The 22,921-nt window shown below is 54.9% G+C and carries 22 protein-coding genes and 4 tRNA genes; all 26 read left to right on the forward strand.

Annotation, left to right across the window (positions count from 1 at the left end; all coding sequences use genetic code 11):
- The first annotated feature begins 88 nt into the window (after positions 1-88).
- A complete protein-coding gene (gene birA / locus PMI01S_RS09800; RefSeq protein ID WP_084319624.1) occupies positions 89-1,048 on the forward strand; it encodes a bifunctional biotin--[acetyl-CoA-carboxylase] ligase/biotin operon repressor BirA in 960 nt (319 codons plus the stop codon).
- Positions 1,038-1,787 carry a pantothenate kinase gene (locus tag PMI01S_RS09805; protein ID WP_084319626.1) on the forward strand — a complete coding sequence of 250 codons (750 nt, stop codon included), beginning with the start codon at positions 1,038-1,040 and terminating at the stop codon, positions 1,785-1,787. Before birA ends, PMI01S_RS09805 begins: the two co-directional genes overlap by 11 nt.
- A gap of 7 nt (positions 1,788-1,794) precedes the next feature.
- Positions 1,795-2,235 carry a hypothetical protein gene (locus PMI01S_RS09810; protein WP_084319628.1) on the forward strand — a complete coding sequence of 147 codons (441 nt, stop codon included), beginning with the start codon at positions 1,795-1,797 and terminating at the stop codon, positions 2,233-2,235.
- Positions 2,236-2,378: 143 nt separating this feature from the next.
- Positions 2,379-2,463, forward strand: a tRNA-Tyr gene (locus PMI01S_RS09815).
- A 24-nt stretch (positions 2,464-2,487) separates the two neighbouring features.
- Positions 2,488-2,561 (forward strand) — tRNA-Gly (locus PMI01S_RS09820).
- A 26-nt stretch (positions 2,562-2,587) separates the two neighbouring features.
- Positions 2,588-2,663 (forward strand) — tRNA-Thr (locus PMI01S_RS09825).
- A gap of 166 nt (positions 2,664-2,829) precedes the next feature.
- Positions 2,830-2,905: transfer RNA gene (locus PMI01S_RS09830), tRNA-Trp, on the forward strand.
- A gap of 45 nt (positions 2,906-2,950) precedes the next feature.
- Positions 2,951-3,319, forward strand: coding sequence for a preprotein translocase subunit SecE (secE, locus tag PMI01S_RS09835; RefSeq protein ID WP_007896620.1), 369 nt, complete (start codon positions 2,951-2,953; stop codon positions 3,317-3,319).
- Between the two features lie 9 nt (positions 3,320-3,328).
- Positions 3,329-3,862 carry a transcription termination/antitermination protein NusG gene (nusG, locus tag PMI01S_RS09840; protein ID WP_007896622.1) on the forward strand — a complete coding sequence of 178 codons (534 nt, stop codon included), beginning with the start codon at positions 3,329-3,331 and terminating at the stop codon, positions 3,860-3,862.
- Positions 3,863-3,979: 117 nt separating this feature from the next.
- Positions 3,980-4,411: a 50S ribosomal protein L11 gene (rplK, locus tag PMI01S_RS09845; RefSeq protein ID WP_017341076.1), complete on the forward strand. Its 432-nt coding sequence runs from the start codon at positions 3,980-3,982 to the stop codon at positions 4,409-4,411.
- Positions 4,411-5,106 (forward strand): 50S ribosomal protein L1, encoded by a 696-nt coding sequence (gene rplA / locus PMI01S_RS09850; RefSeq protein WP_008041297.1) that lies wholly within the window; start codon positions 4,411-4,413, stop codon positions 5,104-5,106. Before rplK ends, rplA begins: the two co-directional genes overlap by 1 nt.
- Before the next feature lie 198 nt (positions 5,107-5,304).
- On the forward strand, positions 5,305-5,805 hold the full coding sequence (rplJ, locus tag PMI01S_RS09855; RefSeq protein ID WP_007896629.1) for a 50S ribosomal protein L10: 501 nt from the start codon (positions 5,305-5,307) through the stop codon (positions 5,803-5,805).
- 80 nt (positions 5,806-5,885) lie between these two features.
- Positions 5,886-6,251, forward strand: coding sequence for a 50S ribosomal protein L7/L12 (rplL, locus tag PMI01S_RS09860; RefSeq protein WP_084319630.1), 366 nt, complete (start codon positions 5,886-5,888; stop codon positions 6,249-6,251).
- A gap of 220 nt (positions 6,252-6,471) precedes the next feature.
- Positions 6,472-10,545, forward strand: a complete 4,074-nt coding sequence (gene rpoB / locus PMI01S_RS09865) for a DNA-directed RNA polymerase subunit beta (protein ID WP_084319632.1) — start codon at positions 6,472-6,474, stop codon at positions 10,543-10,545.
- A 64-nt stretch (positions 10,546-10,609) separates the two neighbouring features.
- On the forward strand, positions 10,610-14,809 hold the full coding sequence (gene rpoC / locus PMI01S_RS09870; RefSeq protein WP_084319634.1) for a DNA-directed RNA polymerase subunit beta': 4,200 nt from the start codon (positions 10,610-10,612) through the stop codon (positions 14,807-14,809).
- 216 nt (positions 14,810-15,025) lie between these two features.
- The gene (rpsL, locus tag PMI01S_RS09875) at positions 15,026-15,397 is read left to right on the forward strand and encodes a 30S ribosomal protein S12 (RefSeq protein ID WP_002555494.1); all 372 of its coding nucleotides are present in this window, start codon (positions 15,026-15,028) and stop codon (positions 15,395-15,397) included.
- Between the two features lie 119 nt (positions 15,398-15,516).
- A complete protein-coding gene (rpsG, locus tag PMI01S_RS09880) occupies positions 15,517-15,987 on the forward strand; it encodes a 30S ribosomal protein S7 (protein WP_002555493.1) in 471 nt (156 codons plus the stop codon).
- Between the two features lie 30 nt (positions 15,988-16,017).
- Positions 16,018-18,123, forward strand: coding sequence for an elongation factor G (gene fusA, locus PMI01S_RS09885; protein WP_008030893.1), 2,106 nt, complete (start codon positions 16,018-16,020; stop codon positions 18,121-18,123).
- A 30-nt stretch (positions 18,124-18,153) separates the two neighbouring features.
- On the forward strand, positions 18,154-19,347 hold the full coding sequence (tuf, locus tag PMI01S_RS09890) for an elongation factor Tu (RefSeq protein ID WP_007896660.1): 1,194 nt from the start codon (positions 18,154-18,156) through the stop codon (positions 19,345-19,347).
- Positions 19,348-19,503: 156 nt separating this feature from the next.
- Positions 19,504-19,815 carry a 30S ribosomal protein S10 gene (rpsJ, locus tag PMI01S_RS09895; protein ID WP_003186070.1) on the forward strand — a complete coding sequence of 104 codons (312 nt, stop codon included), beginning with the start codon at positions 19,504-19,506 and terminating at the stop codon, positions 19,813-19,815.
- Between the two features lie 80 nt (positions 19,816-19,895).
- Positions 19,896-20,531 (forward strand): 50S ribosomal protein L3, encoded by a 636-nt coding sequence (rplC, locus tag PMI01S_RS09900; RefSeq protein ID WP_003186059.1) that lies wholly within the window; start codon positions 19,896-19,898, stop codon positions 20,529-20,531.
- Between the two features lie 12 nt (positions 20,532-20,543).
- Positions 20,544-21,146 carry a 50S ribosomal protein L4 gene (gene rplD, locus PMI01S_RS09905; protein ID WP_007896707.1) on the forward strand — a complete coding sequence of 201 codons (603 nt, stop codon included), beginning with the start codon at positions 20,544-20,546 and terminating at the stop codon, positions 21,144-21,146.
- Positions 21,143-21,442 carry a 50S ribosomal protein L23 gene (rplW, locus tag PMI01S_RS09910; protein ID WP_002555488.1) on the forward strand — a complete coding sequence of 100 codons (300 nt, stop codon included), beginning with the start codon at positions 21,143-21,145 and terminating at the stop codon, positions 21,440-21,442. Before rplD ends, rplW begins: the two co-directional genes overlap by 4 nt.
- A 14-nt stretch (positions 21,443-21,456) precedes the next feature.
- Entirely contained in the window at positions 21,457-22,281 is an 825-nt protein-coding gene (rplB, locus tag PMI01S_RS09915; RefSeq protein WP_008030897.1) for a 50S ribosomal protein L2, read from the forward strand.
- A 16-nt stretch (positions 22,282-22,297) separates the two neighbouring features.
- Positions 22,298-22,573, forward strand: coding sequence for a 30S ribosomal protein S19 (gene rpsS / locus PMI01S_RS09920; RefSeq protein ID WP_002555486.1), 276 nt, complete (start codon positions 22,298-22,300; stop codon positions 22,571-22,573).
- A gap of 11 nt (positions 22,574-22,584) precedes the next feature.
- Positions 22,585-22,917, forward strand: a complete 333-nt coding sequence (gene rplV / locus PMI01S_RS09925) for a 50S ribosomal protein L22 (RefSeq protein WP_003103908.1) — start codon at positions 22,585-22,587, stop codon at positions 22,915-22,917.
- The last annotated feature ends 4 nt before the right edge of the window (positions 22,918-22,921 follow it).

Consider the following 22,921-nt stretch of genomic DNA (forward strand, 5'->3'; position numbering starts at 1 on the left):
GCCCGCAGGAAAATCAGCCCGAGACGGTTTCTATGCAACAGATCAAGGCGTGGCTATCATGCGGTCCTCATTGTGAGGCGAGATTTGCATGCTGACATTGTTAAAGCTTCTTAAGGATGGTCGATTTCATTCAGGTCAGGCCCTGGGTTCCGCTTTGGGTGTCAGTCGCAGCGCTGTATGGAAACAACTTCAGCTTTTAGAAGCTGAACTTGGCTTGTCCATCCACAAGGTGCGAGGGCGCGGTTATCAGCTGGCTTCGCCGTTGACGCTGCTTGATTCTGTCACGATTGCAGAGCAGGCGCCTTCTTGTGATTGGCCCATTCTTGTTTTCGATTCAATTGACTCCACTAATGCTGAGGCGTTGCGTGCAATTGATCGTGGCCAAACAGCCCCATTCCTTGTGCTCGCCGAGCGGCAGACGTCTGGTCGTGGGCGCCGAGGGCGTAAATGGGCGAGTCCTTTCGCAGAAAATATCTATTACAGTCTGGTGCTGCGTATTGATGGTGGCATGCGTCAGCTCGAAGGCTTGAGCCTTGTTGTCGGGCTTGCCGTCATGCAAACCCTGAGGGGGCTGGGTGTTTCTGAGGCGGGTTTGAAGTGGCCGAACGATGTTCTGGTCGGTCAGAAAAAAATCGCGGGAATATTGCTTGAGTTGGTTGGGGATCCCGCTGACGTGTGTCATGTGGTGCTGGGTGTTGGAATAAATGTGAATATGCAGAAGACCGATGAGGTTGATCAGCAATGGACGTCCATGCGGCTCGAGTCGGGGCGAGCGTTCGATCGAAATCATCTGGTCGCAGAGTTAGGTCAGATGCTCCAGGTCTATTTGGAGCGGCATCAGGTCGACGGATTTCCCGCTATCCAGGCTGAGTGGGAGCAAAATCATCTATGGCAGGGGCGGGCGGTGTCGTTGATCGCTGGTGTTAACCAAGTAGATGGTGAAGTGCTGGGTATTGATAGTCAGGGGGCTCTGCGCTTGAAGGTGGGTGGTGTGGAAAAAGTATTTAGTGGTGGTGAGCTCAGCTTGAGGTTGCGTGATGATTCTTGAGCTCGACTGCGGAAATAGCTTCATCAAGTGGCGAGTGCTTGGCGCGGATGCGCGTCAGACGGTCGGTGAGGGAGTTGTCGATTCGAATCTCGCATTGCTGGAGAGTTTGAGTGCGCTCAAGGGGCTCGCTCTCAAGTTCTGTCGGTTAGTCAGTGTCAGAACGGCCGAGGAAACCAGTGCATTGGTTTCTCTGCTGAAAGAGGCTTTTGGGGTGTCGGTAGCTTGCGCAGCACCCGCTCGCGAAATGTTGGGTGTTCGCAATGGCTACGAAGAGTTCGAGCGCTTGGGGCTGGATCGCTGGCTGGCGATGCTTGGAGGATTCCATTTGGCATCGCGTGCTTGCCTGGTGCTGGATTTCGGTACTGCTGTCACTGCGGATTATGTCGCCGGTGATGGAGAGCATCTCGGAGGATTCATTTGTCCGGGTATGCCGTTGATGCGGAATCAGTTGCGTACCCATACCCGTAAAATTCGTTATGGAGATCTGGCCGCAGAGCGCGCGCTGGAAAGTCTCGTCCCGGGTCGGACAACCGTCGAGGCGGTTGAGCGGGGTTGCTTATTGATGCTCAGGGGGTTTGTCCTGACTCAGTTGGAGCTCGCACGTAGTTATTGGGGGACAGATTTTTCCGTATTCCTTACTGGGGGGGATGCGGGGTTGGTTTCCGAAATCGTTCCTGAGGCCAGAGTGGTTCCAGATCTGGTATTTGTGGGTTTGGCTATGGCATGTCCTTTGTCCTGAGGTTCGTATGCGTTGGTTGTTCCTGTTGCTGCTTGTTCTCAACGTCTTCTATTACATCTGGCACCAACAAGAGGCTCCTCTGCGCGCGAAGGATGTCACTCCTTTGAGTTTGTACCGGGGGTCTCAGCAGGATATTCGCTTGTTGAGCGAGACGACTGATGCATCCCGAGATAGAGGAAAAGCTGCCCAGGCGGACAATAGCTGCTTGTACTTGGGTGGTTTTGTTCGTCCAGAGGTCGTTGAGGCTGTTGAGCGACGCTTGAAAGGCATGGAGATCAAGTATCAGTCCTTGCCGAAGGATCTCCCCGAGTTTGCTGGTTACTGGGTGCGCGTGGCCCCTGAAAGCCGTCGCTGGCTGGATGAAGTGCAGTTGCAAAACCTTTCTAGAGAATTCAACGAGTTAAAACATAAAATAATGCCATGCGAGGGGGTTGCACCCGCTGAATAGTTTGCATAGAATGGCGCCCGCTTCGCAGTGAAGACCTTTGAGGGTCAACGGTGCGAAGCGAGGTCAACGCAGCTAACCTCAGGTTTTTTAATGAGAAAATGCTTGACAGAAGGCTGGCATGATATAGAATGCCGGCTCGCTTAGGAGGGGTTCCCGAGCGGCCAAAGGGATCAGACTGTAAATCTGACGTCTACGACTTCGAAGGTTCGAATCCTTCCCCCTCCACCATTTTTAGCGAGAGCTGCAAGCCTCGCGGGTATAGTTTAGTGGTAGAACCTCAGCCTTCCAAGCTGATGATGCGGGTTCGATTCCCGCTACCCGCTCCAAGTTTGCAGGTTTTGCACAGTGTTACGCTCTTGTAGCTCAGTTGGTAGAGCACACCCTTGGTAAGGGTGAGGTCAGCGGTTCAAATCCGCTCAAGAGCTCCATATAACAAGGCAGATATGAAAATATCTGCCTTTGTTTTAATGGTCTGGTTGTGTTTCGTTGTTCCTCGGGGGTTAAATCCCGGTGCTGACGGGGCGCAAAGGCTGTTGAGTAAATTGTTGTAATGTCTTTTTCGGGCCGGCATAATGGTCGGCCTGATTTTGTTTTAGGTCAGTAGCTCAATTGGCAGAGCGACGGTCTCCAAAACCGTAGGTTGGGGGTTCGATTCCCTCCTGACCTGCCAGATTCACTTGGTGTGTCTGGCTTTCTTTTCACAGGATCTTCATAGATGACTCCTAAAGCTGAAGCTCAAGGCTCTCGCTTCGATCTGCTCAAGTGGCTAGTGGTAGTCGCTTTGGTGGTTGTTGGCGTTGTTGGTAATCAGTATTACTCTGCTTCGCCGATCCTGTACCGTGTGCTTGCATTGCTTGTCATTGCTGCTGTAGCTGCCTTTGTAGGCCTGCAGACAGTCAAGGGCAAGTCTTTCTTTGTGCTGGTGAAGGAAGCTCGCACCGAGATTCGTAAAGTCGTATGGCCAACTCGCCAAGAAACCACGCAGACCACGTTGATTGTTGTGGCTGTTGTTCTGGTAATGGCGTTGCTGTTGTGGGGGCTCGATTCCCTGCTCGGCTGGCTTGTTTCCTTGATTGTCGGCTAAGGGTGTCCCGTGGCTAAGCGTTGGTACGTTGTGCATGCTTACTCCGGTTACGAGAAGCATGTCATGCGCTCGTTGGTAGAGCGCGTAAAGCTGGCTGGCATGGAAGATGGCTTTGGCGAAATTCTGGTTCCCACTGAAGAAGTGGTTGAAATGCGTAATGGCCAGAAACGCAAAAGCGAGCGCAAGTTCTTCCCGGGTTATGTGCTGGTTCAGATGGACATGAATGAGGGTACTTGGCACTTGGTCAAGGATACTCCTCGGGTGATGGGTTTCATTGGCGGTACCGCTGATAAGCCTGCGCCAATCACAGATAAAGAGGCAGAAGCGATTCTGCGTCGTGTTGCTGACGGTAGCGACAAGCCGAAGCCGAAGACATTGTTCGAGCCAGGTGAGTCGGTACGAGTCAATGATGGGCCGTTTGCCGATTTTACTGGCACGGTTGAAGAAGTTAACTACGAAAAGAGCCGGATCCAAGTGGCAGTGCTCATTTTCGGTCGCTCTACTCCGGTAGAGCTCGAGTTCAGCCAGGTCGAAAAGGTCTAGCTGGGCAAGCATCCCAACCCCGCAGCCCTAGGCTGTGGGGTTTTGTCGTCACTGGGATAAACGCGCAAGTAACCGGGGAGCCTTTCGAGGCGTTCGAACCCGTAATTGGAGTGCCTCATGGCCAAGAAGATTACCGCTTACATCAAGCTGCAAGTGAAGGCCGCTCAGGCTAACCCAAGCCCACCTGTTGGTCCTGCTCTGGGTCAGCACGGCGTGAACATCATGGAATTCTGCAAGGCTTTCAACGCCCGTACTCAGGGTATTGAGCCAGGTCTGCCGACTCCAGTGATCATCACTGTTTACAGCGACCGTAGCTTCACGTTCGAAACCAAATCCACCCCTGCTTCGGTTCTGCTGAAGAAGGCGGCCGGTCTGACTAGCGGTTCCGCTCGTCCGAACACCGTTAAGGTCGGCACCGTGACTCGTGCTCAGCTGGAAGATATCGCGAAAGTTAAAAATGCGGATCTGACTGCAGCTGATATGGAAGCAGCCGTGCGTACCATCGCCGGTTCTGCTCGTAGCATGGGCCTTAACGTGGAGGGTGTGTAATGGCTAAGTTGACCAAGCGTCAAAAGGCTATCGCCGGTAAAATCGAAGCAGGCAAGTCCTACAACTTTGTAGACGCTGCTGCTCTGCTGGCTGAGCTGTCGACTGTCAAGTTCAGCGAGTCGTTCGATGTTGCTGTGAACCTGGGTGTTGACCCGCGTAAATCCGACCAGGTCGTTCGTAGCGCTACTGTGCTGCCACACGGTACTGGCAAGACTGTTCGCGTTGCTGTGTTCACCCAGGGTCCAGCTGCTGAGGCCGCTCTGGCTGCCGGCGCTGACCGTGTAGGTATGGACGACCTGGCTGCCGAAATGAAAGGCGGCGACCTGAACTATGACGTAGTTATCGCATCCCCGGATGCAATGCGCGTTGTAGGTCAGTTGGGTCAGATCCTCGGTCCACGTGGTCTGATGCCTAACCCTAAAGTCGGCACCGTAACCCCAGACGTAGCTACCGCGGTTAAAAACGCCAAGGCTGGTCAGGTTCGTTATCGCACCGACAAAAACGGCATCATCCACACCTCCGTTGGCAAGATCGGCTTCGACGCCGTCAAGCTGAAGGAAAACGTTGAAGCCCTGATCGCTGATCTGAAGCGTATCAAGCCAGCTTCCTCGAAAGGCATTTACGTCAAGCGCGTTACCCTGAGCACCACTATGGGCCCAGGTCTGGTCATCGACCAAAGCTCGCTCGACGCTTAAGACACAGGTTGGCGCGAGCGATCGCGTCAATTGAAAGATTGGGGTCCCTGCCTGGCGGGGGCTATCCAAGACCGTAGGCGACGCAAGTCTTAAACCTCAAGCCTACGCAGATGGTGCTCCCGGTTCCTTACCGAATCAGACACCAAAACGACATCCGGCTCCGGTTGGATGAAACGGTAACAAGCAGGAGTTAAACCCGTGGCAATTAAACTCGAAGACAAGAAGGCCATCGTCGCTGAAGTCAACGAGGCTGCCAATGTTGCCCTGTCTGCTGTTGTGGCTGATGCCCGCGGTGTGACAGTAGGCGCTATGACCGGACTCCGTAAAGAGGCTCGTGAAGCTGGCGTTTACGTACGTGTTGTACGTAACACCCTGCTCAAGCGCGCCGTTGCTGGCACTCAATATGACGTGCTCAACGACGTGTTCACTGGCCCGACCTTGATTGCATTCTCTAAAGAACATCCGGGCGCTGCTGCTCGTATCTTCAAAGAATTCGCAAAAGGTCAGGATAAGTTCGAGATCAAGGCAGCTGCGTTCGAGGGCAAGTTCCTCGCAGCTAATCAGATCGACGTACTGGCAAGTCTGCCGACCCGTGACGAAGCAATTTCTCAGCTGATGAGCGTGATTCAAGGCGCAACCAGCAAATTGGCTCGTACTCTGGCGGCCCTTCGCGACCAGAAAGAAGCTGCCGCAGCCTAAGGCTGAGCGACTCCTTTCAGCGTTTATTGTTTATTTCGATGGCCGCGTAGGCTGTCACCCCAATACAGGAATTTATAGTCATGTCTCTGACTAACGACCAAATCATCGAAGCAATCGGCGAAAAATCCGTTCTGGAAATCGTTGAGCTGATCAAGGCCATGGAAGAGAAGTTCGGCGTTTCCGCTGCCGCTGCTTCCGCTGGTCCAGCTGCTGTTGCTGCCGTTGTTGAAGAACAAACTGAATTCAACGTCATGCTGACCGAAGCTGGCGAGAAGAAAGTTAACGTGATCAAGGCAGTACGTGAACTGACCGGTCTGGGCCTGAAAGAAGCCAAGGCTGTAGTTGACGGCGCTCCTGCCATGGTTCTGGAAGCTGTTGCCAAAGACGCAGCTGACAAAGCCAAAGCAGTACTGGAAGAAGCAGGCGCTAAAGTCGAGCTGAAGTAAGCATCGACTTTGCTCCTCCAGCCCGAGCGTTAAGCGAAAGGCTGATGGCTGGTGGCTCTTGCCACCGGCCTTTTTCCGTTATTGGCAACCGACTGGGTCGGTGCTGGTAACGAGCTGTAACCACCCGATGCGGTGGCGCAAACCATGGGGTTTGCACGATTTTCTGGCTGCTCCCGTCGGGAGGGGCCAAACAAGCAGGTGACCAAGCTGGGGAACGCTGATGGCTTACTCATATACTGAGAAAAAACGTATCCGCAAGGACTTTAGCAAGTTGCCGGACGTCATGGATGTGCCGTACCTCCTGGCCATCCAGCTGGATTCGTATCGTGAATTCTTGCAAGCGGGAGCGACTAAAGATCAGTTCCGCGACGTGGGCCTGCATGCGGCCTTCAAATCCGTTTTCCCGATCATCAGCTACTCCGGCAATGCTGCGCTGGAGTACGTCGGTTATCGCCTGGGCGAACCGGCATTTGATGTCAAAGAATGCGTATTGCGCGGTGTAACTTACGCCGTACCTTTGCGGGTAAAAGTGCGCCTGATCATTTTCGACAAAGAATCGTCGAACAAAGCGATCAAGGACATCAAAGAGCAAGAAGTCTACATGGGTGAAATCCCCCTGATGACTGAAAACGGTACCTTCGTAATCAACGGTACCGAGCGTGTAATCGTTTCCCAGCTGCACCGTTCCCCGGGCGTGTTCTTCGACCACGACCGTGGCAAGACGCACAGCTCCGGCAAACTGCTGTACTCCGCGCGCATCATTCCTTACCGCGGTTCGTGGCTGGACTTCGAGTTCGACCCGAAAGACTGCGTATTCGTGCGTATCGACCGTCGTCGCAAGCTGCCTGCATCGGTACTGCTGCGCGCGCTCGGCTATACCACTGAAGAAGTGCTGGACGCGTTCTACACCACCAACGTCTTCCACGTGCAAGGTGAAAACCTCAGCCTGGAACTGGTGCCTCAGCGCCTGCGTGGTGAAATTGCTGTCCTGGATATCCTGGATGACAAAGGCAAGGTTATTGTCGAGCAAGGTCGTCGTATCACTGCTCGCCACATCAACCAGCTGGAAAAAGCAGGGATCAAAGAGCTGCAAGTGCCTCTGGACTACGTCCTGGGTCGCACTACCGCCAAGGTCATCGTGCATCCGGCAACCGGCGAAATCCTGGCAGAGTGCAACACTGAGCTGAACACCGAGATCCTGGCGAAAATCGCCAAGGCCGGCGTTGTTCGCATCGAAACTCTGTACACCAACGACATCGACTGCGGTCCGTTCGTCTCCGACACTCTGAAGATCGACTCCACCAGCAACCAATTGGAAGCGCTGGTCGAGATCTATCGCATGATGCGTCCTGGCGAGCCGCCAACCAAAGATGCTGCCGAGACTCTGTTCAACAACCTGTTCTTCAGCCCTGAGCGCTATGACCTGTCTGCGGTCGGCCGGATGAAGTTCAACCGTCGTATCGGTCGTACCGAGATCGAAGGTTCGGGCGTGTTGTGCAAAGAAGACATCGTCGCGGTTCTGAAGACTCTGGTCGACATCCGTAACGGTAAAGGCATCGTCGATGACATCGACCACCTGGGTAACCGTCGTGTTCGCTGCGTAGGCGAAATGGCCGAGAACCAGTTCCGCGTTGGCCTGGTACGTGTTGAGCGTGCGGTCAAAGAGCGTCTGTCGATGGCGGAAAGCGAAGGCCTGATGCCGCAAGACCTGATCAACGCCAAGCCAGTGGCTGCGGCGGTGAAAGAGTTCTTCGGTTCCAGCCAGCTGTCCCAGTTCATGGACCAGAACAACCCGCTGTCCGAGATCACCCACAAGCGTCGTGTTTCTGCACTCGGCCCTGGCGGTTTGACTCGTGAGCGTGCTGGCTTTGAAGTTCGTGACGTACACCCGACTCACTACGGTCGTGTATGCCCGATTGAAACGCCGGAAGGTCCGAACATCGGTCTGATCAACTCCCTGGCTGCCTATGCGCGCACCAACCAGTACGGCTTCCTCGAGAGCCCGTACCGTGTGGTGAAAGACGCTCTGGTCACCGACGAGATCGTGTTCCTGTCTGCCATCGAAGAAGCTGATCACGTGATCGCTCAGGCCTCGGCCACGATGAACGACAAGAAAGTCCTGATCGACGAGCTGGTAGCTGTTCGTCACTTGAACGAGTTCACTGTCAAGGCGCCGGAAGACGTCACCTTGATGGACGTTTCGCCGAAGCAGGTAGTTTCGGTTGCAGCGTCGCTGATCCCGTTCCTCGAGCACGACGACGCCAACCGTGCGTTGATGGGTTCGAACATGCAGCGTCAAGCTGTGCCAACCTTGCGTGCTGACAAGCCGCTGGTCGGTACCGGCATGGAGCGTAACGTAGCCCGTGACTCCGGCGTTTGCGTCGTGGCTCGTCGTGGCGGCGTTATCGATTCCGTCGACGCCAGCCGTATCGTGGTTCGTGTTGCTGATGACGAAGTTGAAACTGGCGAAGCTGGTGTCGACATCTACAACCTGACCAAGTACACCCGCTCCAACCAGAACACCTGCATCAACCAGCGTCCGCTGGTGCGTAAAGGTGATCGGGTTCAGCGTAGCGACATCATGGCCGACGGTCCGTCCACCGATATGGGTGAGCTGGCTCTGGGTCAGAACATGCGCATCGCGTTTATGGCATGGAACGGCTTCAACTTCGAAGACTCCATCTGCCTGTCCGAGCGTGTGGTTCAGGAAGATCGCTTTACCACGATCCACATCCAGGAACTGACCTGTGTGGCACGTGACACCAAGCTTGGGCCAGAGGAAATCACTGCAGACATCCCGAACGTGGGTGAGGCTGCACTGAACAAACTGGACGAAGCCGGTATCGTTTACGTAGGTGCTGAAGTTGGCGCCGGCGACATTCTGGTTGGTAAGGTCACTCCGAAAGGCGAGACCCAGCTGACTCCGGAAGAGAAGCTGCTGCGTGCCATCTTCGGTGAAAAAGCCAGCGACGTTAAAGACACTTCCCTGCGTGTGCCTACCGGCACCAAAGGTACTGTCATCGACGTGCAGGTCTTCACCCGCGATGGTGTTGAGCGCGATGCTCGTGCACTGTCGATCGAGAAGACTCAACTCGACGAGATCCGCAAGGACCTGAACGAAGAGTTCCGTATCGTTGAAGGCGCCACTTTCGAACGTCTGCGTTCCGCTCTGGTCGGCCACAAAGCCGAAGGCGGCGCCGGTCTGAAGAAAGGTCAGGAAATCACCGACGAGGTTCTCGACGGTCTTGAGCATGGTCAGTGGTTCAAACTGCGCATGGCTGAAGATGCTCTGAACGAGCAACTCGAGAAGGCTCAGGCCTACATCGTTGATCGCCGCCGTCTGCTGGACGACAAGTTCGAAGACAAGAAGCGCAAACTGCAGCAGGGCGATGACCTGGCTCCAGGCGTGCTGAAAATCGTCAAGGTTTACCTGGCAATCCGTCGTCGCATCCAGCCGGGCGACAAGATGGCCGGTCGTCACGGTAACAAAGGTGTGGTCTCCGTGATCATGCCGGTTGAAGACATGCCGCACGATGCCAATGGCACCCCGGTCGACGTCGTCCTCAACCCGTTGGGCGTACCTTCGCGTATGAACGTTGGTCAGATCCTTGAAACCCACCTCGGCCTCGCGGCTAAAGGCCTGGGCGAAAAGATCAACCGGATGATCGAAGAACAGCGCAAAGTCGCTGAACTTCGTAAATTCCTCGACGAGATCTACAACCAGATCGGCGGCCGTAACGAAGATCTGGATAGCTTCTCCGACCAGGAAATCCTGGATCTGGCGAAGAACCTGCGTGGCGGCGTTCCAATGGCCACTCCAGTGTTCGACGGTGCCAAGGAAAGCGAAATCAAGGCCATGCTGAAACTGGCAGACCTGCCAGAAAGCGGCCAGATGCAGCTGACCGACGGCCGTACCGGCAACAAGTTCGAGCGCCCGGTAACTGTTGGCTATATGTACATGCTGAAGCTGAACCACTTGGTAGACGACAAGATGCACGCTCGTTCTACCGGTTCGTACAGCCTGGTTACCCAGCAGCCGCTGGGTGGTAAGGCGCAGTTCGGTGGTCAGCGTTTCGGGGAGATGGAGGTCTGGGCACTGGAAGCATACGGTGCTGCTTACACTCTGCAAGAAATGCTCACAGTGAAGTCGGACGATGTGAACGGCCGTACCAAGATGTACAAAAACATCGTGGATGGCGATCACCGTATGGAGCCGGGCATGCCCGAGTCCTTCAACGTGTTGATCAAGGAAATTCGTTCCCTCGGCATCGATATCGATCTGGAAACCGAATAACACGTGACGCGAATCGAGAGCGGGGCAGGATTGCCCGCTCTCTGCTCCGCCAGGAGGAAAGGCCTTGAAAGACCTACTGAATTTGCTGAAAAACCAGGGTCAAGTCGAAGAGTTCGACGCCATCCGTATTGGATTGGCATCGCCTGAGATGATCCGTTCGTGGTCGTTCGGTGAAGTTAAAAAGCCGGAAACCATCAACTACCGTACGTTCAAACCTGAACGTGACGGCCTGTTCTGCGCCAAGATCTTTGGCCCGGTAAAGGATTACGAGTGCCTGTGCGGTAAGTACAAGCGCTTGAAGCACCGTGGTGTGATCTGCGAGAAGTGCGGCGTTGAAGTCGCGCTGGCTAAAGTTCGTCGTGAGCGCATGGCACACATCGAACTGGCCTCGCCAGTTGCCCACATCTGGTTCCTGAAATCGCTTCCGTCCCGTATCGGCTTGCTGATGGACATGACCCTGCGTGATATCGAACGCGTTCTCTACTTCGAGAGCTATGTCGTTATCGATCCAGGCATGACCACCCTTGAAAAAGGTCAGCTGCTGAACGACGAGCAGTACTTCGAAGCGCTGGAAGAGTTCGGTGACGATTTCGATGCCCGCATGGGTGCCGAAGCTGTCCGTGAACTGCTGCACGCTATCGACCTGGAGCACGAGATTGGCCGTCTGCGTGAAGAAATTCCGCAAACCAACTCCGAAACCAAAATCAAGAAGCTGTCCAAGCGTCTGAAGTTGATGGAAGCCTTCCAGGGTTCCGGCAACCTTCCAGAATGGATGGTGCTGACCGTTCTGCCGGTTCTTCCGCCAGATCTGCGTCCACTGGTCCCGCTGGATGGCGGTCGCTTCGCGACTTCCGACCTCAACGATCTGTATCGTCGAGTGATCAACCGTAACAACCGCTTGAAGCGCCTGCTGGATCTGTCCGCTCCGGACATCATCGTGCGCAACGAAAAGCGTATGTTGCAGGAAGCCGTCGACGCACTGCTCGACAACGGTCGTCGTGGCCGCGCTATCACCGGTTCCAACAAGCGTCCTCTGAAATCCCTGGCTGACATGATCAAGGGTAAGCAAGGTCGTTTCCGTCAGAACTTGCTCGGTAAGCGTGTTGACTACTCCGGTCGTTCGGTAATTACCGTTGGTCCGACCCTGCGTCTGCACCAGTGCGGTCTGCCGAAGAAAATGGCTCTCGAGCTGTTCAAGCCGTTCATTTTCGGCAAGCTGGAAATGCGTGGTCTCGCTACCACCATCAAAGCTGCCAAGAAGATGGTCGAGCGCGAGCTGCCGGAAGTTTGGGACGTTCTCGCTGAAGTGATTCGCGAACACCCGGTTCTCCTCAACCGTGCACCGACCCTTCACCGTCTGGGGATCCAGGCGTTTGAACCGGTACTGATCGAAGGCAAGGCTATCCAGCTGCACCCTCTGGTCTGTGCTGCGTACAACGCCGACTTCGACGGCGACCAAATGGCCGTGCACGTACCGCTGACACTGGAAGCCCAGCTGGAAGCGCGTGCGTTGATGATGTCGACCAACAACATCCTGTCGCCAGCCAACGGTGAGCCAATCATCGTTCCGTCGCAGGACGTTGTATTGGGTCTGTACTACATGACTCGTGAAGCGATCAACGCCAAGGGCGAAGGTCGTGTGTTCGCGGATCTGCAGGAAGTTGACCGTGTGTTCCGTGCCGGCGAAGCCGCACTGCACGCTAAAGTCAAAGTGCGGATCAACGAAACCGTTAACGATCGTGACGGTGGTAGCGTCAAGAACACCCGTATCGTCGACACCACTGTCGGCCGTGCGCTGTTGTTCCAGGTTGTTCCACCTGGCCTGTCGTACGATGTCGTCAACCAGCCGATGAAGAAAAAAGCGATCTCCAAGCTGATCAACCAGTGCTACCGCGTGGTTGGTTTGAAAGAGACCGTGATCTTCGCTGACCAGTTGATGTACACCGGTTTTGCCTATTCGACCATTTCCGGCGTTTCCATCGGTGTTAACGACTTCGTTATCCCGGATGAAAAAGCCCGCATCATCGGTGCTGCTACCGATGAAGTGAAAGAGATCGAAAGCCAGTACGCCTCCGGCCTGGTAACCCAGGGCGAGAAGTACAACAAAGTGATCGACCTTTGGTCCAAGGCGAACGACGAAGTTTCCAAGGCGATGATGGCCAACCTCTCGAAAGAGAAAGTCATCGACCGTCATGGCGTCGAAGTCGATCAAGAGTCCTTCAACTCGATGTACATGATGGCCGACTCGGGCGCACGGGGTTCTGCTGCGCAGATCCGTCAGCTCGCCGGTATGCGTGGCCTGATGGCCAAGCCGGACGGCTCCATCATCGAAACGCCGATTACTGCGAACTTCCGTGAAGGTTTGAGCGTACTTCAGTACTTCATCTCCACTCACGGTGCTCGTAAAGGTTTGGCGGATACCGCGTTGAAAACGGCGAACTCCGGTTACCTGACTCGTCGTCTGGTAGACGTGGCGCAGGATCTGGTTGTGACCGAGATCGATTGCGGCACCGAACATGGCCTGGTAATGACTCCGCACATTGAAGGCGGTGACGTTGTTGAGCCATTGGGTGAGCGCGTATTGGGTCGTGTCATTGCCCGTGACGTATTCAAGCCGGGTACCGAAGAAGTTATCGTTCCTGCCGGCACGCTGGTAGACGAGAAGTGGGTCGAGTTCATCGAGCTGAACAGCATCGACGAAGTGATCGTGCGTTCGCCGATCAGCTGCGAAACCCGCTACGGTATTTGTGCCAAGTGCTACGGCCGTGATTTGGCTCGTGGTCACCAGGTGAACATCGGTGAAGCGGTCGGCGTTATCGCTGCCCAGTCCATCGGTGAGCCGGGTACCCAGCTGACCATGCGTACGTTCCACATCGGTGGTGCGGCAAGCCGGACCTCCGCAGCCGACAGCGTTCAGGTGAAGAATGGCGGTACCGTCCGTCTGCACAACCTGAAGCACGTTGAGCGAGTGGATGGCTGCCTGGTAGCTGTGTCCCGTTCCGGTGAGCTGGCAATCGCTGATGACTTCGGTCGCGAGCGCGAGCGCTACAAGCTGCCGTACGGTGCTGTGATTTCGGTTAAAGAAGGTGACAAGGTCGACGCTGGCGCAATCGTGGCCAAGTGGGATCCGCACACTCACCCAATCGTTACCGAAATGAAAGGTACCGTGACCTACGTGGGCATGGAAGAAGGCATCACGATCAAGCGTCAGACTGACGAATTGACCGGTATGACCAACATTGAAGTACTCGACGCCAAAGACCGTCCAGCTGCCGGTAAAGATATCCGTCCAGCTGTGAAGATGGTTGATGACAACGGCAAGGATCTGTTGCTGCCAGGCACTGACGTTATCGCTCAGTACTTCCTGCCAGCCAACGCCCTGGTCGGTGTTGCGGACGGTGCGAAAATTGCGATCGGTGATGTTATCGCTCGTATTCCGCAAGAGACTTCGAAAACCCGTGACATCACCGGTGGTCTGCCGCGTGTTGCCGACTTGTTCGAAGCCCGTCGTCCGAAAGAAGCCTCGATTCTGGCTGAAGTCAGCGGCACCATCGCGTTCGGTAAAGAGACCAAAGGCAAGCGTCGTCTGGTTATCACCCCGAACGACGGTAGCGATCCGTACGAAGAGCTGATTCCGAAGTGGCGCCACCTGAACGTCTTCGAAGGCGAACAGGTAAACCGCGGCGAAGTTATCTCCGACGGCCCGAGCGATCCACACGACATCCTGCGTCTGCTGGGTGTGAGTGCGCTGGCCAAGTACATCGTGAACGAGATCCAGGACGTTTATCGTCTGCAAGGCGTGAAGATCAACGACAAGCACATCGAGACCATCCTGCGTCAGATGCTGCGTAAAGTTGAAATCGCTGAATCCGGCGATTCCAGTTTCATCAAGGGTGACCAGATGGAATTGACTCACGTTCTGGTAGAGAACGAGCGCCTGGCGAACGATGAGAAATTCGTTTCCAAGTTCACTCGCGTGCTGTTGGGTATCACCAAGGCGTCGTTGTCCACCGAATCGTTCATCTCGGCGGCTTCCTTCCAGGAAACCACTCGCGTGCTGACCGAAGCGGCGGTAACCGGCAAGCGCGATTACCTGCGCGGCCTGAAAGAGAACGTGGTCGTGGGTCGTCTGATCCCGGCCGGTACCGGTCTGGCTTATCACAGCGAGCGCAAACGCCGCCGTGATGCTGACAAACCGTTGCGCGTAAGCGCCAGTGAAGTGGAAGCTGCACTGACCGAAGCGCTGAACTCGAGCGGTAACTGAGTTCTGCGATAAATGAGTGTGAGGCCCTGGCCATTCCGTTCATCGAGTCGAGACAAATTGTCGAGGTTGGATGAGCGGGGAGGTCGGGGCCTTGCCTTGACTGGGGGCAAGATCCTCTTTAGACTCTTGTACCCCTAAATTTGGCGGGAATTCGTTCCTGCCATTTTGCTTTTCTTGCAAGACAATAGCGTCGCAAGACAACAGTGGAGCTAGTAGATGGCAACTATCAACCAGCTGGTACGTCAGCCGCGTAAGCGTATCGTCGAGAAATCCGACGTGCCTGCGCTGCAGAACTGCCCGCAACGTCGTGGCGTATGCACCCGTGTGTATACCACCACGCCGAAAAAACCTAACTCGGCACTGCGTAAAGTATGCCGTGTGCGTCTGACCAACGGTTTCGAGGTTTCCTCGTACATCGGCGGTGAAGGCCACAACCTGCAAGAGCACAGCGTCGTACTGATCCGTGGCGGCCGTGTAAAAGACTTGCCAGGTGTTCGTTACCACACCGTTCGCGGTTCTTTGGATACTTCCGGCGTTAAAGGTCGTAACCAGGGTCGTTCGAAGTACGGTACCAAGAAGCCTAAGTAGTAGTGGCTTTTTGTAAAAACTGAATCATCTATTTTTCTGAGTCGATAAGAGTAAGGTCGGAGGCGTCCCGAAAGGGCACCGATTCCGAGCGAACCTGAAGACCGTTTGAGGGCTTATCCATGCCAAGAAGACGCGTAGCAGCCAAGCGCGAAGTGCTTGACGATCCAAAATACGGCAGCCAGATCCTGGCCAAGTTCATGAACCACGTGATGGAAAGCGGCAAGAAAGCCGTTGCCGAGCGTATCGTTTATGGCGCGCTGGAAAAGGTTAAAGAACGCAAGAACAGCGACCCCCTGGAAATCTTCGAGAAAGCTCTCGACGCCATCGCTCCGCTGGTCGAAGTAAAGTCGCGCCGTGTAGGCGGTGCTACTTACCAGGTTCCGGTTGAAGTTCGTCCGTCCCGTCGTAACGCTCTGGCAATGCGCTGGTTGGTAGACTTCGCCCGTAAGCGCGGCGAGAAGTCTATGGCTCTGCGTTTGGCTGGCGAACTGTTGGACGCTGCTGAAGGTAAAGGTGCTGCAGTTAAGAAGCGTGAAGACGTGCACCGTATGGCTGAGGCCAACAAGGCTTTCTCGCACTACCGCTTCTAATTTTAGCGTCACTAATTTTGCGAGGGCTTTATGGCTCGTACAACACCGATTAATCGCTACCGTAACATTGGTATCGTTGCTCACGTGGATGCTGGTAAAACCACCACCACCGAGCGCGTCCTTTTTTACACTGGCAAAAGTCACAAAATGGGCGAGGTGCATGACGGCGCCGCGACCACCGACTGGATGGTGCAGGAGCAGGAGCGTGGTATTACCATTACTTCTGCTGCCATTACCGCCTTCTGGCAGGGTTCCGAGAAGCAGCACAAAGATCAATACCGCTTCAACGTCATCGACACCCCGGGCCACGTTGACTTCACTATTGAAGTTGAACGTTCCCTGCGTGTTCTCGACGGCGCGGTCGTTGTGTTCTGCGGCACCTCGGGTGTTGAGCCTCAGTCGGAAACCGTATGGCGTCAAGCCAACAAATACGGTGTTCCACGTCTTGTTTACGTAAACAAGATGGACCGTGCTGGTGCGAACTTCCTGCGCGTGATCGGTCAGATCAAGCAGCGTCTGGGTCACACCCCGGTGCCAATCCAGTTGGCTATCGGTTCCGAAGACAACTTCCAGGGTCAGATCGATCTGATGTCCATGGAAGCTGTTTACTGGAACGATGCTGACAAAGGCATGACTCCTCGTCGCGAGCCTATCCCTGCTGAACTGCAGGAACTGGCTGACGAGTGGCGCAGCAACATGATTGAAGCTGCAGCCGAAGCTAGCGAAGAGCTGATGAACAAGTACCTCGAAGGTGAAGAACTCACCAACGCGGAAATCAAGGCCGCTCTGCGTCAGCGTACTATCGCTGGCGAGATCGTTCTGGCTGTTTGCGGTTCTTCCTTCAAGAACAAGGGTGTTCCCCTGGTTCTCGACGCCGTTATCGACTACCTGCCTGCTCCTACCGACATTCCTGCCATCAAGGGTACAGACCCGGATGACGAGACCAAGGAAATGGAGCGTCACGCAGACGACAGCGAGCCGTTCTCGGCTCTGGCGTTCAAGATCGCTACCGACCCATTCGTGGGTACCTTGACCTTTGTTCGGGTTTACTCGGGCGTGTTGGCCTCCGGCGACGGCGTGATCAACTCGGTTAAGGGCAAGAAAGAGCGCGTGGGTCGTATGGTGCAAATGCACGCGAACGCCCGTGAAGAAATCAAGGAAGTGCGCGCTGGTGACATCGCGGCCTTGATCGGCATGAAGGACGTCACCACTGGTGAGACTTTGTGCAACGCTGACAAGCCAATCATCCTGGTTCGCATGGACTTCCCGGAGCCGGTTATTTCGGTTGCCGTAGAGCCTAAGACCAAGGACGACCAGGAAAAAATGGGTATTGCACTGGGCAAACTTGCTCAGGAAGACCCGTCTTTCCGCGTCAAGACTGATGAAGAGACTGGTCAAACGATCATCTCCGGCATGGGCGAGTTGCACCTGGACATCCTGGTTGACCGGATGCGCCGTGAGTTCAACGTCGAAGCCAACATCGGTAAGCCTCAAGTTTCGTACCGTGAGCGCATCACGAAGAGCTGCGAAATCGAAGGCAAGTTCGTTCGTCAGTCCGGCGGTCGTGGCCAGTTCGGTCATTGCTGGATTCGTTTTGCTCCTGCTGACGAAGGTCAGGAAGGTCTGCAATTCTTGAACGAAGTAGTGGGTGGTGTGGTTCCTAAGGAATACATCCCGGCTATCCAGAAAGGCATCGAAGAGCAGATGAAGAACGGCGTAGTTGCCGGCTATCCGCTGATCGGCCTGAAGGCTACCGTGTTTGATGGTTCCTACCACGACGTCGACTCGAATGAGATGGCGTTTAAGGTGGCTGCTTCCATGGCGACCAAGCAACTGGCCCAGAAGGGCGGCGGTGAGTTGCTCGAGCCGATCATGGCGGTAGAGGTTGTTACACCTGAAGACTATATGGGTGACGTGATGGGCGACCTTAACCGTCGTCGCGGCATGATCCTGGGTATGGAAGATACGGTTTCCGGTAAAGTAATTCGTGCCGAGGTTCCGTTGGGCGAGATGTTCGGTTATGCGACCGACGTTCGTTCCATGTCCCAAGGTCGCGCAAGCTACTCTATGGAATTCAAAAAATACAATACAGCTCCGTCGCACATCGTCGAAACTGTAACCAAAAAACAAGGCTGATTCAGTCCTTTAGGCTAGGAGTTAATTGTCGTGGCTAAAGAAAAATTTGACCGTACCCTCCCGCACGTCAACGTTGGCACCATTGGTCACGTTGACCATGGCAAAACCACGCTGACCGCTGCTCTGACTCGTGTTTGCTCCGAAGTTTTCGGTTCCGCTGTTGTTGCTTTCGACAAAATCGACAGCGCTCCGGAAGAGAAGGCTCGTGGTATCACCATCAACACTGCGCACGTTGAATACAACTCGCTGATCCGTCACTACGCTCACGTTGACTGCCCAGGTCACGCTGACTATGTGAAGAACATGATCACCGGTGCTGCTCAGATGGACGGTGCTATCCTGGTTTGCTCGGCCGCTGATGGTCCGATGCCACAAACCCGTGAGCACATCCTGCTGTCCCGTCAGGTTGGCGTTCCGTACATCGTTGTCTTCCTGAACAAGGCTGACATGGTTGACGACGCTGAGCTGCTGGAACTGGTTGAGATGGAAGTGCGCGATCTGCTGAGCACTTACGACTTCCCGGGTGACGACACTCCGATCATCATTGGTTCGGCTCTGATGGCTCTGAACGGCCAAGACGACAACGAAATGGGCACTACTGCCGTTCGTAAACTGGTTGAAACTCTGGACAGCTACATCCCAGATCCAGTTCGTGTTATCGACAAGCCGTTCCTGATGCCAATCGAAGACGTATTCTCGATCTCCGGTCGCGGTACTGTTGTAACTGGTCGTATCGAGCGCGGTATCGTCAAGGTTCAGGATCCACTGGAAATCGTTGGTCTGCGTGACACCACCGTCACCACCTGCACCGGTGTTGAAATGTTCCGTAAGCTGCTCGACGAAGGTCGTGCTGGCGAGAACTGCGGCGTTCTGCTGCGTGGTACCAAGCGTGATGACGTTGAACGTGGTCAGGTTCTGGTTAAGCCGGGTTCGGTTAAGCCACACACCAAGTTCGAAGCTGAAGTCTACGTTCTGAGCAAAGAAGAAGGCGGCCGTCATACTCCGTTCTTCAAAGGCTACCGTCCACAGTTCTACTTCCGTACTACTGACGTGACTGGTAACTGCGAGCTGCCGGAAGGCGTTGAAATGGTAATGCCAGGCGACAACATCAAAATGGTTGTCACCCTGATCAAGACCATCGCAATGGAAGACGGTCTGCGTTTCGCTATCCGTGAAGGCGGTCGTACCGTCGGCGCTGGCGTCGTAGCCAAAATCATCGAGTAAGCTCTTTTTGAGTAAGCTTTGATGAGTTGAAAAAGCCTCCGCTTAGCGGGGGCTTTTTTATTGGGTTGACACCTATCTGGGGCGTCTATAGAATTGCGCCTCCTTTTAACGGGCGTATTGCGCCCGGTGGGAATAGCAGCCGGAGTCTGAAATCCAATGCAAAATCAGCAAATCCGTATCAGGTTGAAGGCTTTTGACCATCGCCTGATCGACCAATCCACCCAGGAAATCGTGGAAACCGCGAAACGTACTGGTGCTCAAGTGCGTGGTCCAATTCCACTGCCTACCCGTAAAGAGCGGTTCACCGTTCTGGTCTCCCCGCACGTCAACAAAGACGCGCGTGACCAGTACGAGATCCGTACTCATAAGCGCGTTCTGGACATCGTCCAGCCAACGGATAAAACCGTTGATGCTCTTATGAAGCTTGATCTTGCGGCCGGTGTGGAAGTGCAGATCAGCCTCGGCTAAGACTCGGTCTTAGTCGTGTAACGCTCTGAAATGGGCGGCCATAGCGGGTGAAAGCCCCGTACACTCATGAGGTTTACAACATGACTATTGGTGTAGTCGGTCGTAAATGCGGTATGACCCGTATTTTCACCGAAGAAGGTGTCTCCATTCCGGTCACGGTCATTGAGATCGAGCCGAATCGCGTCACCCAGTTCAAAACTGAAGAGACCGATGGCTATCGTGCAGTGCAAGTCACTGTAGGCGAGCGTCGTGCTTCGCGTGTAACAGCTGCTCAGGCTGGCCACTTCGCTAAAGCGAACGTTGCCGCTGGTCGTACCGTAATGGAATTCCGCCTTGAAGAAGGCGAGTACCAGGCCGGCGATCTGATCAACGCTGAAATCTTCGCTGCTGGTCAACTGGTTGATGTAACCGGTCAGTCCAAAGGTAAAGGCTTCCAGGGTACGATCAAGCGTTGGAACTTCCGCGGGCAAGATAATACCCACGGTAACTCCGTGTCCCACCGCGTTCCAGGCTCTATCGGCCAGTGCCAGACTCCTGGTCGTGTATTCAAGGGCAAAAAAATGTCCGGTCATATGGGCGCTGAGCGCGTGACCGTGCAGTCCCTCGAAGTAGTGCGCGTGGACGCTGAACGCAATCTGTTGTTGGTCAAGGGCGCTGTTCCTGGCGCTACTGGCGGCAACTTGGTTGTACGTCCAGCAGCCAAGGCTCGCGGTTAAGGGGAAGCTGACATGCAATTAAATGTAAATGACGCTCAAGCGATCGAAGTTTCCGAACTGACATTTGGCGGCGAATTCAACGAGACGCTGGTTCACCAAGCAGTCGTGGCCTACATGGCCGGCGGCCGTCAAGGTAGCAAGCAGCAAAAGACCCGTTCCGACGTTCGTGGTGGCGGTAAGCGCCCATGGCGTCAGAAAGGTACTGGCCGTGCTCGTGCCGGTACTATCCGTAGCCCAATCTGGCGTGGCGGCGGTACCACTTTCGCAGCTCGTCCTCAGGATCACACCCAGAAGCTGAACAAGAAGATGTATCGCGCAGCGATGCGTTCCATTCTTGCTGAGCTGGTGCGTACTGATCGTCTGGTTGTGGTTCAGGACTTCGCTGTTGATGCACCGAAGACCAAAGATCTGCTGAACAAACTGACCGGCATGGGCCTGACTGACGTCTTGATCGTGTCTGAAGTGGTTGATCAGAACCTGTACCTGGCTGCTCGTAACCTGCCACACGTTGATGTACGTGACGTGCAAGGTTCCGATCCAGTTAGTCTGATCGCATACGACAAGGTGTTGATCACCGTGTCGGCCGTGAAGAAATTCGAGGAGCTGCTGGGATGAACCAGGAACGCGTATTTAAAGTTCTGCTTGGCCCGCACGTTTCCGAGAAGGCTACGGTTCTGGCTGACAAGAAAGGCCAGTTCGTTTTCAAGGTTGCAACTGACGCAACCAAGCTGGAAATCAAGAAGGCCGTCGAAAGCCTGTTCAGCGTGAAAGTAGAGCGTGTTACTACCCTGAATGTTCTGGGTAAGAGCAAGCGTACTGCTCGCGGTCTGGGCAAGCGTAATGACTGGAAGAAGGCAGTTATCTCCCTTCAGCCAGGCCAAGATCTCGATTTCAGCAGCAGTGCTGAGTAAGGAAGGGGTGCATCATGGCAATCGTTAAATGCAAACCGACTTCCCCTGGCCGCCGTCATGTGGTCAAGGTGGTCAACCAGGAGCTGCATAAAGGCGCTCCTCACGCACCGCTGCTCGAGAAGAAATCGAAGTCTGGTGGTCGTAACAACAATGGTCGTATTACCACTCGTCACATCGGTGGTGGCCATAAGCAGCATTATCGTCTGGTCGATTTCCGTCGCAACGACAAAGATGGCATTCCAGCCACTGTCGAGCGTATCGAATACGATCCAAACCGTACTGCTCACATTGCTCTTATGTTGTACGCAGACGGCGAACGCCGTTACATCATCGCCCCTAAAGGCGTGAACGCTGGTGACCAGCTTATTTCGGGTGCTTTGGCTCCGATCAAGCCGGGCAACCAGTTGCAACTGCGCAGCATTCCAGTTGGTAGTACCGTACACGGCATCGAATTGAAGCCAGGTAAAGGCGCGCAAATCGCTCGTTCCGCTGGTGCTTCGGCTCAGCTGATCGCTCGTGAAGGTGTCTATGTGACCCTGCGTCTGCGTTCTGGTGAGATGCGTAAAGTGCTGGCTGAATGCCGCGCGACCCTGGGCGAAGTCTCGAACTCCGAGCACAGCCTGCGTTCGCTGGGTAAAGCTGGTGCCAAACGCTGGCGTGGCGTTCGCCCAACCGTTCGTGGTGTTGCCATGAACCCGGTTGACCACCCACATGGTGGTGGTGAAGGTCGTACCTCTGGTGGTCGTCATCCGGTATCGCCATGGGGCTTCCCGACTAAGGGCGCGAAGACTCGTGGTAATAAGCGTACCGACAAAATGATCGTCCGTCGTCGCAAGTAAATAGAGGGATACGACAGTGCCACGTTCTCTGAAAAAAGGTCCTTTTATCGATCTTCACCTACTGAAGAAGATCGAAGTGGCGGCGGAAAAGAACGATCGCAAACCGGTGAAAACCTGGTCGCGTCGTTCGATGATCCTGCCACAAATGGTCGGTCTGACCATCGCAGTACACAACGGTCGTCAACATGTTCCAGTTCTCGTGAACGAAGACATGGTCGGCCACAAACTGGGCGAGTTCGCCGGTACCCGCACTTATCGTGGGCACGTGGCTGACAAGAAAGCCAAGCGTTAAGGGGTTAGGAAATGGAAGTAGCCGCTAAGTTGTCGGGCGCTCGAATCTCCGCCCAGAAAGCCCGCTTGGTCGCCGACCAGATCCGCGGGAAGAAGGTGGGCGAAGCGCTCAACCTGTTGGCTTTCAGCAGTAAGAAAGCCGCCGAGATCATGAAGAAAGTGCTGGAGTCGGCCGTAGCCAACGCCGAGCATAACGAAGGCGCAGACGTTGATGACCTCAAGGTCAGCACCGTTTTCGTCAACGAAGGGCGTTCGCTGAAGCGCATCATGCCACGTGCCAAAGGCCGTGCTGATCGCATCGTCAAGCGGTCTTGCCATATCACTGTCAAGGTTGCTGACAAGTAACGGA

The organism is Pseudomonas migulae NBRC 103157 (genome assembly GCF_002091715.1).
GTDB lineage: Bacteria > Pseudomonadota > Gammaproteobacteria > Pseudomonadales > Pseudomonadaceae > Aquipseudomonas > Aquipseudomonas migulae_A.